This is a genomic window from Paenarthrobacter sp. AT5 (assembly GCF_032764245.1).
In the GTDB taxonomy this organism is placed as follows: Bacteria; Actinomycetota; Actinomycetes; order Actinomycetales; family Micrococcaceae; genus Arthrobacter; species Arthrobacter ureafaciens.
In genome coordinates, this window is sequence record NZ_CP136441.1 from 4,264,242 (window position 1) to 4,280,688 (window position 16,447).

The following is a 16,447-nucleotide window of genomic DNA, read 5'->3' on the forward strand; positions in this document are numbered from 1 at the left end:
GAGCTACAGCTCCGAGATAGCCTGCCGCACCGCCGAGCTGAGCAGGAAGTTCCGGCAGCCCACTCCCCCTGGCTCGGCCTGCTGGGGCACGTAGCCAAAGCCCAACTCGTAAACAGGGTCCGCGTAGCCCAGGGACGCACTGGCACCGTCATGGCCGAAGGCACGGTGGCTGCCGAAAGGCATCCGGTTGTGCGACTTCATGAATACAGTGCCAAAGCATCCTGTCTCTCCAAACACCCGGTCGATTCCGAAGACCCGCTCGGCGGACACCGCCCGGATGGTCTCCTCGGTGAGCAGGGGCGGGACGGCCGAAGCACTGCCTGTAGAATCAGCGCCGCCCGAAGCCGGCTCAGCGGAACCAGACAGGCCCGTCAGCGCAAGCGCATAGATCCGTGCCATTCCGTCCGCGCTGGCAACCCCTGCTGCGGAGCTCAGTCCTGCCGCGCGGACTTCCCTGATGTTGGGCAGGTCCAGGAGGTCCCCGGCAGCCGCGTTGACGGTCAGCCCGAAGTGGCTTGCCGGGTCAACCCACGGCATTGAGGGGTCGGCGACCCAACGGAAGGGCGCGAACCGGCCTTCCTCTTCGGCGGGCAGGCCCAGATAGAAGTGCGCGTCTGCAACCGACCTGATCCGCTCCTCGAAGATGGCCTGCAGGGTGGAACCGGTGATCCTGCGGCAGAGTTCCTCCATGAAGACCCCGATTGTCAGTGCGTGATAGCCGAACGCCGCACCCGGCTTCCACAAGGGAGGCAGCTTGGCGAGTTTTGCCGCGGCCAGCCCGGAGTCGTTGACCTCCTCCATGGTCAGCCCGCCCTCCACGCCCAAAAGCCCGGCCTGGTGCGAAAGCAATTGCGCTACAGTGACGCTTTCCTTGCCTTCGACGCCGAACTCCGGCCAGTACTTCACCACTTCAGCGTCGAGGTCCAGCAAACCGTCCTGGACGAGCAGGGCCATCACCAAGCCACCCATGCCTTTGGAACAGGAGAAGACGCCGGTCACGGAATCGGCCCGGATGTTCGGTCCCCCGCTGAGGTCAAGGACCTTGACGCCGCGATGGTAGGCGGCGACCTGCGCGGAGTACTCCGGATCCTGTTCCAGGAAGCTGCCAAAGAGCTCTGCGACGTATTCGAATCCGGGGGCGATCACCTGTGAATGCATCCTGCCAGCCTAACGGGCGGGCATCTCCGGCACGGGGTTTTTCCACACCCACGGGTCCCGCGGGAGCTTCGCCGGCTCAAAGAAAGGCAGGGCGGATTCCAAGGATCCCGCGGGCAATCCGAGCGACCCCAGCAGAAGGTCCCGCACGGCATCGGCAGAAACCCCGACGGCGGCGAGGTCCCCCAGCGTGACGGCACCGTCGCGCTTTGCCAGCCTGGCGCCGTCGTGATTAACAACCAACGGAACATGCGCGTATTCGGGGACCGGGAGGCCCAGGAGGGTAGCCAAATAAGCCTGCCGGGGCGTTGAAGGGAGGAGGTCGTCGCCGCGCACCACCTGGTCGATGCCCTGGGCTGCATCGTCCACCACCACTGCGAGGTTGTAGGCCGTGACGCCGTCGTTGCGGCGCAACACAAAGTCGTCCACGACTCCCCGGTACTGGCCGTGCAACTGGTCCTCCACAGCCCACTCGGTGACGTCTGCCATGAGCCGGATGGCGGCGGGACGGGTGGCCCGCCGGATCTCCCGTTCGGCGTGCGACAACCGCCGGCACGTTCCCGGGTAGGCGCCCTGCGGGGCGTGCGGCGCCGACGGTGCTTCCTGGATTTCGCGCCGCGTGCAGAAGCACTCATACGTGCGGTCTTGGGCCGTCAACTGCGCAATCGCGTCCGCATAGAGCGTCACGCGGTCGGTTTGGCGCACGACGGCGGCGTCCCACCGCACGCCCACGGCCGCCAGGTCGCGGAGTTGCACGGCCTCGGCGCCTGAGCGCGCCCTGTCCAGGTCCTCAACGCGCAGCAGGAAGTCCCGGCCGCTGCCCTTGGCGAAGAGCCAGGCGAGGATAGCGGTCCGCAGGTTGCCCACGTGGAGTTCCCCGGAAGGGCTGGGGGCAAAGCGTCCTGCGGAAGTCATGGTCCAAGCCTATGCGGCGTGGTTCGGCCAGGATGGCTCCACCACCGCCAAGGCGCGCCACGGACAACACAAGAGCCCCTCAGCTACCGCAACGATTCGGTGGCTCAGGGGCTCTTACTGTGGTGCCCATGCGGGCATGTTGTGCGGAATGACAATGCGTGAACAAGAGTCAATCAGCGGCTGCTTCCTTGCGGGATGCTTTCGCAGGATTCCGGGTGGTGTACCGGGCTGCCTGGTGCCTGCGGGATCCGGCGATGGCCTCGTTCCGCTTCGTTGTCACAATTTCAGCAGGAAGCATACAGTTAGTGCAACAGAGTCTAGGATGATTAGTCGATCTGACCAGTATCACCGTGAAGAACCGACAGGGAGTAGTCACTTTGCAGGAACTCGACGCCACCGACCGCCGGATCATCGCCGCCTTGGACGATGATCCCCGCATGCCCATCATGGTGCTGGCGCAGAAGCTGAACCTTGCCCGGGGCACGGTTCAAACCCGTTTGGAACGCATGACGGCGGCCGGGGCCTTGCGCGCCAACAGCAGCCGCGTGCTTCCTTCCGCCCTCGGCAGGGGCGTCGCCGCTGCAGTCAGCGCCGAACTGGACCAAAGCCACCTCAACGAGGCCATCGCCGCCCTGCGGAAGATCCCGGAAGTCCTGGAATGCCATGCTCCAGCCGGCGATACCGACCTCATCATCAGGGTGGTGGCGAAAAGCCCGGACGATCTCTACCGGGTTTCCGAGGAGATCCGGCTCTGCCCCGGGATCGTCAGGACATCCACCAGCATGTTCCTCCGCGAAGTGATCCCTTACCGCACCACCGGCCTGCTCCAGGAATAGCCCCGCTCCAGGACCGACTCAGACCGGTGGTCCCGTGTTTGTTTTGAGGTTCTTCATAACCAACGTCGAGTTCAAACGCTCCACCGCCGGAAGTGCGGCCAACTCGTCGTCGTAGAAGCGCTGATACGCGGGCAGGTCCGCGGCAATGACTTTCAGCAGGTAATCGGGCGAACCGAACAGTCGTTGCGCTTCGACAATGTTGGGGCTGGCAGCCACCCGGGCCTCGAAAGCCGCCATGGTTGCCCTGTCCGCCTGGCGGAGGGTCACGAAGACAATCGCTTCAAAACCAAGCCCGACGGCGGCGGGGTCGATGTCTGCGCGGTAACCGCGGATCACGCCGGACTGCTCCAAGTCGCGGAGCCTCCGGTGGCACGGAGCGACAGTCAGGCCGACCTTGGAGGCCAGCGCGGTGGCAGTAATCCTTCCGTCTTCTTTGAGGTGCCGCAAAATACTTCTGTCGATTCCGTCAATCACGCAAAAATCTTACCCGAAGGGCAGCGATCCGGGCGAAATTGGCGAGCACTTCTCAAGCGATTTTCCCTAGAGTTTTCCTACCAACAAACCCTGGAGAGAACCTTGAATCCGCAGCTGTTCTTCGCCTTCCTGCTGGTGTCTGTCAGCCTGGCTTGCACCCCCGGCGTGGATTGGGCCTATTCCATTTCGGCAGGCCTCCGGCAGCGCAGCTTCGTCCCTGCCGTAGCGGGGCTCTGCGGGGGCTACGTCATTCACACATTGCTCATGGCGGCTGGCCTGGCGGCACTTTTGGCAGGCGTTCCGGGCCTCCTGAGTTGGCTCACTGTTGCCGGCGCCGCCTACCTGCTGTGGCTTGGCGCCTCAACCATCCGCTCGTGGCGAGGTGCGAGCTTTAGTGCGGATGCCGGCGTCGTACATTCCGGAAACCAGCTCCGCACTTTCCTGCAGGGCGTAGGAACCAGCGGCATCAACCCGAAGGGCCTGCTGTTCTTCGTTGCGCTGGTTCCGCAGTTCGTCAGTCCCGACGCGTCGCTTCCCGTGCCCGTGCAGTCCGGCTTGCTGGGGATGACGTTCGTGGTGATGGCAGGGCTGGTCTACACGGGCGTGGCGCTGACCTCACGGAAACTGCTTGCCTCGAGGCCCGGCGCTGCGCGGGTTGTGACCCTCACCAGCGGCATCATCATGGTGGGGTTGGGCGTGGTGCTGTTGGCGGAACAGATCATTCCGCTGGTGGCCACGCACATCTAGCCGCTTTCAGGCTGCGAGCACTTCGTCCAAGCGCACATACCCTTCAATGACGCGGTGTTTACTCACCGCCCAGCTGCCTGAAGTCGTTCTCCCACAGCCGGCGCATCTCAGCGTCTTTCCGGATGACTTCCAAGGACTCCAACTCAGCCGGCGGCGCAGGCCGCCGGCTCCGCGGAGTCAACGTGAAACGTCCTTGGTCCAGCGCAAGCAGGGCCCTGTCCGTGAGGGCATCATTACGGAGGGCCAAGCTGGTCTTCTTGCGGCGCAGGACCTCCTTGAGGGCGTTTTGGGCGGAATCGAAGTCTCCGCGGGCTCGCTGCGCCCGGGCGCGGATCAGCAACAGCGCGGCAGACAAATCATCGGTATTCAGCAAGCCGTTGGTCCAGATCACCACGTCGCGGTAGCGTCCCAGCGCAAAAGCCGCCGTGCAGCGGGCCAGCGCAGAAGGCAACGACGGCGGCAGGCTCACCACGGCTTCGAGCGCCGCCTCCATCATTCCCATCTCCCGCAGGCAATGGGACAGGGCAAGGAACACTGACTCCTCGCTGAACAAAACCGGGACTTCAACGCGTTCGGCAACCTCAACCCTGGCGACCACCCGCCCCAGGTACTGGGCAGAGAACTGGCTGGCGTCGTCGTCGATCCTTGTTGCCAAGCCCCGTTGCAGCAGTTCCGACGCCCGCAGGTATCCACCGTGCTTGTAAACCAGCAAGCCGGACATGACATAGCAAAGACCCGCCCACCCCGGGAACTCACGGGCAAGGGAGAGCAGGCGGTCCGGGTCGGATGAGCCGAAAACCGCGTCGTGCATCAGCCGCGACTGCCTGGATGCCAGGAACTTCAACCGCGGCGCATCGCCGCTCACCGAGAGCCTGGCTGCGTTCCGGCCGATCAACACTCCGGACAGGGCTCCGCCAAGCCCGTCGGTCAATCCGCGCACGGGAGTTCGGATCTGTCCCTCACGGAATGGAGTGACGTCACGGGTGTCGTGGAAAATCGAAACAAATCCTCCGTTGGGGCCTTGAGTCATTAACCAATGCTAACCGGCGCTGAACTGCCCTTTCCCCTGCTATCAGCGGCATTTCAGGAGTATTATGGCGGCGTCGGCAAGGTTTTCCGACACCCCTTGCCGCGGGCCGGCTCTCCATGAGAAGAGCCGGAAAACAGCGTGAATAGGGAGGACTTATGACCACCGCTTCGCACCCAGCACATCACCATGCGATGGGTTTAACGCTCCACAACACCGCCTTGGGCGTTGGCATTGTATTTCTGCTGGTAGGCGTTCTTGGGTTCATCCCGGGAATCACCACCAATTACGGCGCCATGACCTTTGCCGGACATGAATCAGGCGCCATGTTGTTTGGAATATTCCAAGTTTCAATACTCCATAACATCGTCCATTTGCTGTTTGGCGCGGCCGGCCTGGCCATGGCGAGGACAGGCCGCATGGCTCGCCTGTTCCTCCTGGGTGGCGGTGCCGTGTACATCGTCCTTTGGATCTACGGCCTGGTCATCAACCAGGAAACCGCTGCCAACTTTGTTCCGTTCAACACCGCCGACAACTGGCTGCACTTTGTGCTTGGCGTGGCCATGATTGGCTTGGGCGCGTGGCTGGGCAGGGACGCTATGGATGAGACCACCTCAAGGAAGGCAATGTAGCGCATTCCTCATTAATCAATACCGCAACAATCACGACGGCGGCCGCTTCCTTTTCGGGGCGGCCGCCGTCCTGTTGTGTGTCACTAAGTGCCAACTCCGCATCACTTGACGGGCGGGCTCACATTCGTGAACGTGTTCCCGGTGGAGTAGCCGTCAAAGCGCCAGGGGTTGGCGTTGTTCCGGACGCTGTGGAACGTCACCCCGTGGAACGCGGAGTCCGTGAGGCCCTTGATGTTGGTGGGATTAACGTTCCGGAACACCACATCCTGGAAGGTGAACCCGCTGAGCGTGGCCGTCCCTTCACCCAGGGCAGGCCCCGCCTGGATGTCGATCACCGGCTTGCTGTCGGAGACGGCCATGCCGCACGTGGGTGAGTTGTTGCCGTCCACAGACACATTCTTGACCTTCACGTTTTTGAAAGTCGCAGAATCTGCTGCGACGTACCCCGACGGCGACTGGTTGTAGCTGAGCGTCATGATGAACGCGCTGCTCCCCATGCAGGCCATGGCCGTATCACGGAACAGGAAATCCCGTCCGCCGCCTGCCATGTCCGACGTGCTCTTCATGCGCAGTCCGCCGGTCTCCACCTTGTACATGACGTTATCCTCGGCAAGGACGCGCTGAACCCACGCCGCCGTGTTGGAACCTACGGCAACTCCGCCATGACCCATGCGCATGTAGTTGTTGAAGATCCAGACGTCCTCGCTGGGCCGTCCTTGTGCGCCGTATTTTCCCTGTCCGGCAGCAAAGTTGACCTGGTCATCCCCGGTGTCGAAGAAGTTGTTGAGCACCATGCCGTTGCTGGTGCCACCGAATTCCAAACCGTCGCCGTTGTTGGTGTTGTACGTCGTGTGGCGCATCCCGTTCACCGTAGTGTTTTGGCCGTCCAGGATCATCACGCCGTGGAAGGCCGGGTTATCGGCCGTGATTCCCTCAAGGTAAAGGCCTTCCACGCCCATGAAGGTCATCAGGCTTGAGCGGTACTGGCCGTAAAGCACGGAATCCTCCAGCGTTTCCGGCTTATTGACCACTCCCGTCAGGAACTCCGGGTGTTCCTTGGCATTGCGGAATTGGGCCGCGGCGAGGAGACCGTCATCCAGAACCTTGCCGGCCGAACTGGCAACGTACTGCGGAAGCACATTTCCCGCTTCGTCCGTGATGGAGCCCTCCGCGGTCCGCTTCCACCCGTTGCCGTCCACGACGCCCTTGCCGGTAATGCGAACGTTCTTCGCGACAGCTCCCGGCTCACGGCCTTCTGCCGAACGCCCATTGTCTGCCGGCAGGACGTTAAGGAGCGACGGCGGCCTGCGGAAGTTCCGGTATTCGGTTTCTTCGGGAGCGGGGTCGGGGACGGGATAGAGGTAATAGCCCTTTTCCAGCGGGTAGTCCTCCGGCCTGTCCGAACCCAAGAGCCGTGCGCCTTCTGCCAGTTCCAGCGTCATGTCCGAATGCAGGAACAGGGCACCCGTTTTAAAGGTGCCCGCTGGAACCACCACCGTGCAGCCCGGGGTCCGGCAGGTATCGATTGCCTTCTGGATTGCCTTGGTGTTGAGGGTCTGACCGTCACCCACGGCCTTGTAGGCGGGGTGCGCGATGTTCACGCGGTGGCGTTCGGGAGTGGTGGTCACCGTGATCGGACCACTCGAAGGGGTCTCGGTTCCGTCCTTCCTGATGCCGGTGACGCTGAACTGGTAGGTGGTCCGTGGCGCCAGCCCAGTCACCGTGAAGTTGTGGGCCAGGGTTTTCGCATGGAACCCGTCCCGGTCCGCGGCCCGGAAAGCATCAATGTATTCCTGGGCTGGAGAATGGGTCTTCGCATTTTCCTCGGCCGTGCCCAGCGGCTGGCCGTTGATGTAGACGCGATAGTCCACCACGTCGTCGTATACGCCTGGCTTGTTCCAGACGAGCAAGGTCTTGTTGTGCTCCGTGGCTTCGGCGGGGACGCAGAGATTCTGCGGCGCGCTGCCGGTTGTGGCGATGAGCTGGACACTGGCGCTGGAGCAGGCCGGAGAGTCCGCCGAACCAGGCTCGTTCGCGGGAACGGCGCTGGCTGGACTTCCCAGCGCACTGAGCGACGCCAGGCCCAGCGCTGTAGCCAGGGTGGCCACGCCGACCCTTCGCAGGCGTTCTCTCTTGTGGGTTCTCTGCATGGATGATCCTTCCCTGGGCACAACAATGTGACCCAGTCCGGGAGCGCCTGAGGCACTCCGGCATGGACAAGCAAGGGCAAGAAAACGTTTTCTCACAACACCCTAGGAAGGAGAACGGCGCAGGTCAAGTAGTTGGCCCTCACGCCGAGATGGCAGTTAATAGGTATGTTGCGGCCTCGGACTGTCATCATTTGCCATCTCGACGGTGGCCTGGGGCCACGTCAGGCGGGAGGGCGCCCACCCAGGCGCGACGTCACCTTGGCCGCCGCATCCGCGCAGGCTTCTCCGAGACTGTTGAGGGTGTCCTGCGAGACGCGGAACTTCGGGGCCGGGATCAGCACCGAAGCCACGATGTCGCCGCGGTGATCGTAAACGGGCGAGGCAACCCCAACCTCCTCGATGGAGGTTTCCCCAAAGTTGACGGCCCATCCGCGCTTCGATGTTTCCTCCAGACGCCGGAGGTACGACTCAACGGCGTCGGCATCCAGGCTGGGCAGTGTGACCGAACCGCTGCGGAGAAGACTCCGGACGCGGTCCTGGTCCTCGGCGGCGAGGAACACCTGGACCGAGGAACTCAACGCTTCGCTGTAGCGCGCCCCCAGCGGGGCAAGGTGTTTCACCTGGTGCCGGCTCGGGATCTGCTCCACGCACATGGATTCGACGCCGTTCCACACCATGAGTGCGCTGGTCTCGCCTGTCCGCTCGGTCAACTCGCGGAGGACGGGATAGGCCACGCGCCGCTCTTCGAGTTCCGCCAGGAGGGGGCCCGCCATGGCGATCATTCCCAGCCCCAAGCGGAACCTGCGCGAATCGACGTCGCGCTCTACCAAACCCTCTTGCTCCAAAGTGGCCAGTATCCGCGAAACGGTGCTCTTATGCAGTCCGACGCGGCCGGCAATCTCAGTGACTCCGAGCAAAGGTTCCTCGGCGCTGAAACTCTTCAGCACGGCAATGGCGTTAACGATGACCGACGTGCCTTTGCCGTCGCCGTTAGTGTTGCTGCCGTCAGGAGTCTCGGTGGATTCGGTGGGAGTCATGGGTCTCACTATATTTCGCTGCAGCGGTTGAACCGGTACCGGTTTGCCCGGCACTGGGCCGGGACGGCCGGCGGACGCCGTGCACTGCGTCCGCCGGCCGCACCACGCTAGGCTCCGATGATGTTGTACTCGGGGCCGAACGGGAACTTGGTGATGTTCTCCGCGCCGTCCTCGCCCACAACCAGGATGTCGTGCTCGCGGTAACCGCCGGCACCGGGCTGGCCGTCCAGCACAGTGATCATCGGTTCCATCGAGACCACCATGCCCGGCTCCAGCACAGTCTCGATGTCCTCACGGAGTTCCAGCCCGGCCTCACGCCCGTAGTAGTGGCTCAGCACACCGAAGGAGTGACCGTAACCGAAGGTCCGGTTCGCGAGGAGTCCGTGGCTGACGTAGATCTCGTTCAGTTCGGCAGCGATGTCCTTGCAAACGGCGCCGGGCTTGATGAGTTCCAGGCCACGCTTGTGGACCTCGACGTTGATGTTCCACAGCTCCAGCGAACGGGCATCGGGCTCACCGTAGAACAGGGTCCGCTCAAGCGCCGTGTAGTAGCCGCTGGTCATCGGGAAGCAGTTCAAGGACAGGATGTCGTGTTCCTGGATCTTGCGGGTGGTTGCCCAGTTGTGGGCGCCGTCGGTGTTGATGCCGGACTGGAACCACACCCACGTATCGCGGATTTCGGAGTTCGGGAACGTCCGGGCGATCTCGTGGACCATGGCTTCGGTGCCGATCAAAGCGACTTCGTACTCCGTGATTCCGGCCGTGATGGCGTTGCGGATGGCCTCGCCGCCAAGGTCGCCGATGCGGGCGCCGTGCTTGATGACCTCGATTTCCTCGGTGGACTTGATCATGCGCTGACGCATCGCAGCCTGGGCAACATCCACCAGCGTTGCATCGGCGAACGCCGCCTGGATCTTGTTGCGGTTGTCCAGCGGCAAGGAGTCATCTTCGACGCCGATGCGGCGCGGCTTGATGCCGCGGGTGCGCAGGACTTCCTGGATGGCGTGGATGTAGTTGTCACGGCGCCAGTCCGTGTACACGAGGTTCTCGCCGTAGCTGCGGCGCCAAGGCATGCCGGCGTCGATATTTGCCGTGATGGTGACGGTGTCATCCTTGGTGACCACCATCCCGTATGAACGGCCGAAGTAGGTGAAGAGGAAGTCGGAGTAGTACTTGATGGAGTGGTAGCTGGTGAGGACGACGGCGTCGAGGTCCTTTTCTGCCATGATGCGGCGGAGTCCGGCGAGACGGCGCTCGAACTCGGCGTCGGAGAAGGTCAGCGACACTTTCTCACCGTTGTTGAGGACCTTGAGGCGCTCGAGCTTGGCGACGTCGTTGACAGCCTCGTTCTGCGTGATGGTCATGGTTCTTTCCTTTCAATGGGGTGTGGTTGTTTCAGTCCTGCTGCAGGGGCTTGCGGGAAGTCTCTGCGGCGAAGAGGACTGCGATGAGGGAAACAAGGGAGGCGGCGACCAGGTACCAGCCGGGTGCCAGCTGGTTGTGTGTCATGCCAATGAGGAGGGTGGCCATGAACGGGGCCGTGCCACCGAACAGGGCGTTGGAGAGGTTGAAGCTAACCGCGAACCCGGTGTAGCGAACCTTTGTGGGGAAGAGTTCCGCCAGGAAGCTGGGCAGGGTTCCGTCGTTCAGGGTGAGCATGCCGCCGAGGAGGATCTGGACGAAAACAATCACCGCGAAGCTTCCGGAGTCCAGCAGCATGAAAGCCGGGACCGTCAGGACGCTGAACAGCACCGCTGCGATGATGAGCATCTTCTTCCGGCCGAACCTGTCCGAAGCAATGCCCGTGAGGAAGATGAAGCCGATGTAGCTGGCCAGGGCAATGGTGGTTGCGAGGAACGATTCCGCCGCACCGAATCCCAATTCCTCCGATAGGTACGTGGGCATGTAGCTGAGGATGACGTAAAAGCCGACGGCATTCAGCAAGACCGCTCCAGTAGCGATGACGAGCTGCTTGCGGTAGGTCCTGAACATCGCAAATGCCGGGGCCTTGACTGCGTGGTCTGTCTCGGCGAGCTCGCGGAAGGCGGGCGTATCCTCCAGTTTCGTCCGGATGTACCGGCCGATCAGGCCCATGGGCGCTGCCAGGAGGAAGGGAAGGCGCCAGCCCCATTCGTTGAGCTGCTCCGCGCTCATCACGGAGGTCAGCAGCGCGGCCAGAAGCGACCCCAGCAGCAGTCCCGCCGCAGTGCTTGCAGGTACGACGGCGGCATAGAGTCCGCGCCGATGTGCGGGCGCGTACTCCACCAGGAATGCGGAGGCTCCTGCATATTCGCCTGCTGCCGAGAATCCCTGCACAACCCTGACCAGCAGGAGCAGGATCGGCGCCATGACGCCGATGGTTGCGTATCCCGGGATCAGTGCGATGCAGAAAGTTGCAACCGACATCAGCAGGATGGACAGGGACAACGCCTGCTTGCGTCCGATCCTGTCGCCGATGTGGCCCCAGATGAAACCACCAATGGGTCGCACAAAGAAGGAGATCGCAAAGACGCCGAACGTTGCCAGGAGTGCTGTTTGACGATCGGACTCCGGGAAGAAGACGGTCGAGATGATTCCGGCAAGGTAGCCGTAGACGGCGTAGTCGAACCATTCGACGAAGTTGCCGATGAAGCTAGCCGTGACCACGCGACGTCGAGTGTCCTTGCTAACCGAAATTTTGGGGGCGGGTGTGGTTCCCTGTCCGCCGTTGGACAGGTCTTCCGATACGGCCGCCACCGGGTTGGATTCGTTACTCATGTTCCACCAAGTTGATTGGGGTTGCATTGAACGCAACGCTGTTGCACCAGACTAAGTGTGAGCGGGACCACGGTCAAGGGTGAATTTTTTCTGCCCGAGAACTATCCGAGAAATGTCGTCGCTACGTTCCATCGACGACGGGCAGGAGAGTGCCCCCAATCTCCCTCGACTGCTGTTGTTGCACTTGTATCAACGCAGTTGCACCGAAAGGCACAGGCTGGGCACAAATGCCTCCAATATCTCCCGCCATCCCCGAACGCTCTCTCACATCCCACCGCCTTTTTGGTCTTCCTCTCTCACATCCCACCCCCTTTTTGGACCTTCCTCTCTCACATCCGACCCCCTTTTTGGACCTTCCTCTCTCACACCCCACCCCCTTTTTGGACCTTCCTCTCTCACATCCCGGAACCCTGGCGGCGGTAAACAACTGGTGGAGAGCGCCGGGCAACGAGGGGCTGAGGCCAGAGCCGACCAGGTTGGCAACCACAAGTCATGCCTCGGAGTCACGGCCGTTCCGCCCCGCTGCTTGCCAATGTTCAGGACGCAGCTGCCAGGAAGGGTAGAGGCCGACTGTCGAGCCCTACGCCAGACCGAGAGAGCAGGCCTGGCGTGACGGGGCGGTGGGGTGCAATCGTTTTGTGCCGCGACGACCCACTTTGAGGACAGAGGACGCCGACACGCCGGAAATTTGGGGGAACCTGCGGGGAGGACGGCCGAATGTGGGTCGTGGCGGTACGCAGCCCCACGAGAAGTTCAGATCACCCGCGACCCGGGGGATACAGCCAGGTGATAGAGCAATCCGGCAAAAAGGGCGGGACGTGATAGCGCGTCGGACGACGACGGCGGCAGGAAGTAACAGTGCCGCCGGCCCGTTCCGCCACGACCCACTTTGAGGACAGGGGACGCCGACACGCCGGAAATTTGGGGGAACCTGCGGGGAGGACGGCCGAATGTGGGTCGTGGCGGTACGCAGCCTCACGAGAAGTTCAGATCACCCGCGACCCGGGGGATACAGCCAGGTGATAGAGCAATCCGGCAAAAAGGGTGGGACCTGATAGAGCGTCGGACGACGACGGCGGCAGGAAGTAACAGTGCCGCCGGCCCGTTCCGTCACGACCCACATTGAAGGCGCCGGACGGTGACACGCCGGAAAATTGGGGGAACCTGCGGGCAGGACGGCCCAATGTGGGTCGTGGCGGTACGCAGCCCCGCGGGAAGTTCGGATCCCGCGCCCCGGGGGATACATCCAGGTGATAGAGCAAGCCGGCAAAAAGGGTGGGACGTGATAGAGGGGCGGGAGGTGATAGAGGGAGGGTGGGTTAGAGGACCTTGCGGATGGTCTCTTCGAAGCTCACCACATGGTGCATGGCCAGTTTGGCAGCGAGTTCTTCGTCGCCGTCGGCTATGGCAGTCAGGAGCTCGGCATGCTCGGAGATGTGCCCGGAAACCGAGGGCATCTTTTCCAGCATGTGGCACCAGATACGGGTGGCGAGGTTGTCGTACCGGATCAGGACGTCCTCAAGGTGGGCGTTGGCCGAGGCCTTGTAGATGAGCCGGTGCACCTGGATGTCGTAGCGCATGAGTTCCTTGGAGGAGGCGTCCTGGCCTTCGAGGTCACGGATGGCCGCGGCCACGGCGCGCAACTCGTCCCGCATGGCAGGGCTGGCCATCCGCGCCGCTTTGCGCGAGGCCAATGGCTCCAACAACTCACGGATCTCGGAGACTTCCGCGAGCTGGGTGATGTCCACACCGGTGGCAAACGTGCCACGGCGGGGGTAGGACACCACGAGGTGGTCGCTCTCAAGCCTCTTGATTGCCTCGCGTACGGGCGTGCGGCCAATTCCGAGCTCGGCCGCGATCTGGCCGTCATTGATGGGATCGCCCGGTTTGATGTCCAGCATGATGAGCCTGTCGCGCAGGAGCAGGTAGGCATTCTCCGCGAGGGATGTCCCCTGCGGAGCGGATTCCAGTGCTTCCAAAGCTGTGCTCATGGCCTACTCCCCGTGGTCGTATTTCCCAGTCTGCTGGACGAATTGCCGCGGACCTGTTGACGACTATGTGATCTCCAACATACCATGGCATCAGTTCTAATATATTAGTTGACTAACAGTCAGCAACTACAAGTACTTCTAAGGAGAACACCATGGTTGAACCGCTGATCCGCTCGCTCGCCCAAGCGGACCCGGAGGTTGATCAGGCGATCGCCCAGGAACTCATCCGCCAGCAGTCCACGCTGGAGATGATCGCTTCAGAGAACTTCGCCCCCACCGCCGTCATGGAGGCACAGGGCTCGGTGCTCACCAACAAGTACGCCGAAGGCTATCCCGGCAAGCGCTACTACGGCGGCTGCGAACACGTTGATGTGATCGAACAGCTGGCCATTGACCGCCTGAAGTCGCTCTTCGGAGCCGGATTCGCCAATGTACAGCCGCACTCCGGCGCCCAGGCCAACGCCGCTGCCATGCACGCGCTGATCACGCCGGGCGACACCATCATGGGCCTCAACCTCGCGCACGGCGGACACCTTACCCACGGCATGCGGATCAACTTCTCCGGCAAGCTCTACAACGTCGTTCCATACAGCGTGCGGGAAGACACCCACACCATCGACATGGCAGAGGTGGAGCGCCTTGCACTCGAGAACAAGCCGCAGCTGATCGTTGCCGGCTGGTCCGCCTACTCCCGCCAGTTGGACTTCGCGGAGTTCCGCCGCATCGCCGACTCCGTTGGCGCCTACCTCATGGTGGACATGGCCCACTTCGCCGGCCTGGTGGCAGCAGGACTGCACCCGAGCCCGGTCCCCCACGCACACATCGTCACCAGCACCACGCACAAGACCCTCGGCGGACCCCGCGGCGGCGTCATCCTCACCAACGACGCCGACATCGCGAAGAAGGTCAACTCCGCAGTGTTCCCCGGACAGCAGGGTGGACCGCTGGAGCACGTCATCGCCGCCAAGGCCGTCGCCTTCAAGTTCGCAGCAGAGCCTGAGTTCAAGGAACGCCAGGAACGCGTCCTCGAAGGCTCCAAGATCCTGGCCGAGCGCCTCCTCAAGGAAGACGTTGCAGCCGCCGGCATCTCCGTCGTCAGCGGTGGCACCGACGTCCACCTGGTCCTGGTTGACCTTCGCAACTCCGAACTCAACGGCCAGCAGGGCGAAGATGCCCTGCACCGCATCGGCATCACGGTCAACCGCAACGCAGTTCCTTTCGACCCCCGTCCGCCGATGGTCTCCTCGGGACTCCGCGTCGGCACCCCGGCACTGGCCGCCCGCGGTTTCGGCGCCGAAGAGTTCACCGAAGTTGCAGACATTATTGCGACGGCGTTGATCGCCTCGGCCGGCACCGGCACCTTGGATGACCGGACCGCCGTCGAACTCCGTACCCGCGTCACCGCGCTGGCGGAAAAGTTCCCCCTGTATCCGCACCTTTCCAACAACAGGAATGGCGCCGAATCCGTACTCGAAGCAGAAATGATTGGAGCAGCCCAGTGAGTGTCGACCACCTCCCCGAACACCCTGACTTCCTCTGGCGCAACCCGGAACCCAAAAAGTCGTACGACGCAGTGATCGTCGGCGGCGGCGGGCACGGCCTGGCCACCGCCTACTTCCTGGCTAAAAACCATGGCATGACCAACATTGCCATCCTGGAAAAGGGCTGGCTCGCCGGCGGCAACATGGCCCGCAACACCACCATTATCCGCTCCAACTACCTCTGGGACGAGAGCGCTGCCATTTACGAGCACGCCCTCAAGCTCTGGGAAATCCTTCCCGAGGAACTCGAGTACGACTTCCTGTTCAGCCAGCGCGGCGTGATGAACCTCGCGCACACCCTGGGTGACGTCCGCGAGAGCATGCGCCGCGTGGGCGCCAACCGCCTCAACGGCGTGGACGCCGAATGGCTGGAACCGGACCAGGTCAAGGAACTCTGCCCCATCCTGAACACGAGCGACAACATCCGCTACCCGGTCATGGGCGCCACCTACCAGCCGCGTGCCGGCATCGCCAAGCACGACCACGTTGCCTGGGCATTCGCCCGCAAGTGCGACGAAATGGGCGTTGACATCATCCAGAACTGTGAAGTCACCGGCTTCATCAAGGACGGCGACCGCGTCACCGGCGTCAAGACCACGCGCGGCACTATCAACACTGAAAAGGTGGGCCTCTGCGCCGCCGGCCACAGCTCCGTACTGGCAGAGATGGCAGGCTTCCGCCTTCCCATCCAGTCCCACCCGCTGCAGGCACTGGTGTCGGAACTGCACGAACCCGTCCACCCCACGGTGGTCATGTCCAACCACGTCCACGTGTACGTCTCCCAGGCCCACAAGGGTGAACTGGTGATGGGTGCCGGCGTCGACTCCTACAACGGCTACGGACAGCGCGGCTCCTTCCATGTGATCGAAGAGCAGATGGCGGCAGCCGTGGAGCTGTTCCCGATCTTCGCCCGGGCTCACGTGCTCCGTACCTGGGGCGGCATCGTGGACACCACGCTGGACGCTTCCCCGATCGTGGGCCTCACTCCGGTGGAGAACATGTTCGTCAACTGCGGCTGGGGAACCGGCGGCTTCAAGGGCACCCCGGCAGCGGGCCTGACTTTCGCCCACACCATCGCAACGGGCGCACCGCACAAGCTCAACAAGCCCTTCGCACTGGAACGCTTCGAGACCGGTGCCCTTATCGACGAACACGGCGCCGCAGCCGTGGCCCACTAGGAAGGCA

15 protein-coding genes are annotated in these 16,447 nt (G+C 62.8%); 5 read left to right on the forward strand and 10 right to left on the reverse strand.

What is annotated here, in order from left to right; translation table 11 throughout:
* Nucleotides 1–3: 3 nt before the first annotated feature.
* From RI444_RS19830 to RI444_RS19840, 3 genes are all read right to left on the reverse strand, one after another.
* Nucleotides 4–1,158: a serine hydrolase domain-containing protein gene (locus RI444_RS19830; RefSeq protein WP_207605426.1), complete on the reverse strand. Its 1,155-nt coding sequence runs from the start codon at nt 1,156–1,158 to the stop codon at nt 4–6.
* 9 nt (nt 1,159–1,167) lie between these two features.
* Nucleotides 1,168–2,070, reverse strand: a complete 903-nt coding sequence (gene gluQRS / locus RI444_RS19835; RefSeq protein WP_021473943.1) for a tRNA glutamyl-Q(34) synthetase GluQRS — start codon at nt 2,068–2,070, stop codon at nt 1,168–1,170.
* Nucleotides 2,071–2,239: 169 nt separating this feature from the next.
* Nucleotides 2,240–2,368 carry a hypothetical protein gene (locus RI444_RS19840; protein WP_021473942.1) on the reverse strand — a complete coding sequence of 43 codons (129 nt, stop codon included), beginning with the start codon at nt 2,366–2,368 and terminating at the stop codon, nt 2,240–2,242.
* A 79-nt stretch (nt 2,369–2,447) separates the two neighbouring features.
* Between RI444_RS19840 and RI444_RS19845 the strand changes: the two genes are divergently transcribed.
* Nucleotides 2,448–2,906: an Lrp/AsnC family transcriptional regulator gene (locus RI444_RS19845; protein ID WP_031217015.1), complete on the forward strand. Its 459-nt coding sequence runs from the start codon at nt 2,448–2,450 to the stop codon at nt 2,904–2,906.
* An 18-nt stretch (nt 2,907–2,924) separates the two neighbouring features.
* On the opposite strand, the gene RI444_RS19850 is transcribed toward RI444_RS19845, so the two are convergent.
* Nucleotides 2,925–3,380 (reverse strand): Lrp/AsnC family transcriptional regulator, encoded by a 456-nt coding sequence (locus RI444_RS19850; protein WP_062098353.1) that lies wholly within the window; start codon nt 3,378–3,380, stop codon nt 2,925–2,927.
* A gap of 102 nt (nt 3,381–3,482) precedes the next feature.
* On the opposite strand from RI444_RS19850, the gene RI444_RS19855 reads away from it, so the two are divergent.
* A complete protein-coding gene (locus tag RI444_RS19855; RefSeq protein WP_021473939.1) occupies nt 3,483–4,127 on the forward strand; it encodes a LysE family translocator in 645 nt (214 codons plus the stop codon).
* Nucleotides 4,128–4,185: 58 nt separating this feature from the next.
* Here the strand turns inward: RI444_RS19855 and RI444_RS19860 are convergent, their stop codons facing one another.
* Nucleotides 4,186–5,157 (reverse strand): hypothetical protein, encoded by a 972-nt coding sequence (locus RI444_RS19860; RefSeq protein ID WP_021473938.1) that lies wholly within the window; start codon nt 5,155–5,157, stop codon nt 4,186–4,188.
* 155 nt (nt 5,158–5,312) lie between these two features.
* Here RI444_RS19860 and RI444_RS19865 point away from each other — a divergent pair, with 155 nt between their 5' ends.
* On the forward strand, nt 5,313–5,786 hold the full coding sequence (locus RI444_RS19865; protein WP_021473937.1) for a DUF4383 domain-containing protein: 474 nt from the start codon (nt 5,313–5,315) through the stop codon (nt 5,784–5,786).
* A 101-nt stretch (nt 5,787–5,887) separates the two neighbouring features.
* Here RI444_RS19865 and RI444_RS19870 read toward each other — a convergent pair whose 3' ends face one another.
* The 5 genes from RI444_RS19870 to RI444_RS19890 all read right to left on the reverse strand — a co-directional run bounded on the left by RI444_RS19870 (nt 5,888) and on the right by RI444_RS19890 (nt 13,721).
* Entirely contained in the window at nt 5,888–7,936 is a 2,049-nt protein-coding gene (locus tag RI444_RS19870) for a glycosyl hydrolase family 28 protein (RefSeq protein WP_207605424.1), read from the reverse strand.
* Nucleotides 7,937–8,157: 221 nt separating this feature from the next.
* Nucleotides 8,158–8,973 carry an IclR family transcriptional regulator gene (locus RI444_RS19875; RefSeq protein ID WP_021473934.1) on the reverse strand — a complete coding sequence of 272 codons (816 nt, stop codon included), beginning with the start codon at nt 8,971–8,973 and terminating at the stop codon, nt 8,158–8,160.
* Nucleotides 8,974–9,080: 107 nt separating this feature from the next.
* Complete coding sequence (locus RI444_RS19880) at nt 9,081–10,337, reverse strand: aminopeptidase P family protein (protein WP_021473933.1); 1,257 nt, start codon at nt 10,335–10,337, stop codon at nt 9,081–9,083.
* Nucleotides 10,338–10,368: 31 nt separating this feature from the next.
* A complete protein-coding gene (locus RI444_RS19885; protein WP_021473932.1) occupies nt 10,369–11,730 on the reverse strand; it encodes an MFS transporter in 1,362 nt (453 codons plus the stop codon).
* A 1,319-nt stretch (nt 11,731–13,049) separates the two neighbouring features.
* Complete coding sequence (locus RI444_RS19890) at nt 13,050–13,721, reverse strand: GntR family transcriptional regulator (protein WP_207605423.1); 672 nt, start codon at nt 13,719–13,721, stop codon at nt 13,050–13,052.
* 152 nt (nt 13,722–13,873) lie between these two features.
* Here RI444_RS19890 and glyA point away from each other — a divergent pair, with 152 nt between their 5' ends.
* Both glyA and RI444_RS19900 read left to right on the forward strand, forming a co-directional pair.
* Nucleotides 13,874–15,223 (forward strand): serine hydroxymethyltransferase, encoded by a 1,350-nt coding sequence (gene glyA / locus RI444_RS19895; RefSeq protein WP_069696240.1) that lies wholly within the window; start codon nt 13,874–13,876, stop codon nt 15,221–15,223.
* Complete coding sequence (locus tag RI444_RS19900) at nt 15,220–16,440, forward strand: sarcosine oxidase subunit beta family protein (protein WP_021473929.1); 1,221 nt, start codon at nt 15,220–15,222, stop codon at nt 16,438–16,440. The genes glyA and RI444_RS19900 overlap by 4 nt, the downstream gene beginning before the upstream one ends.
* Nucleotides 16,441–16,447 lie beyond the last annotated feature (7 nt).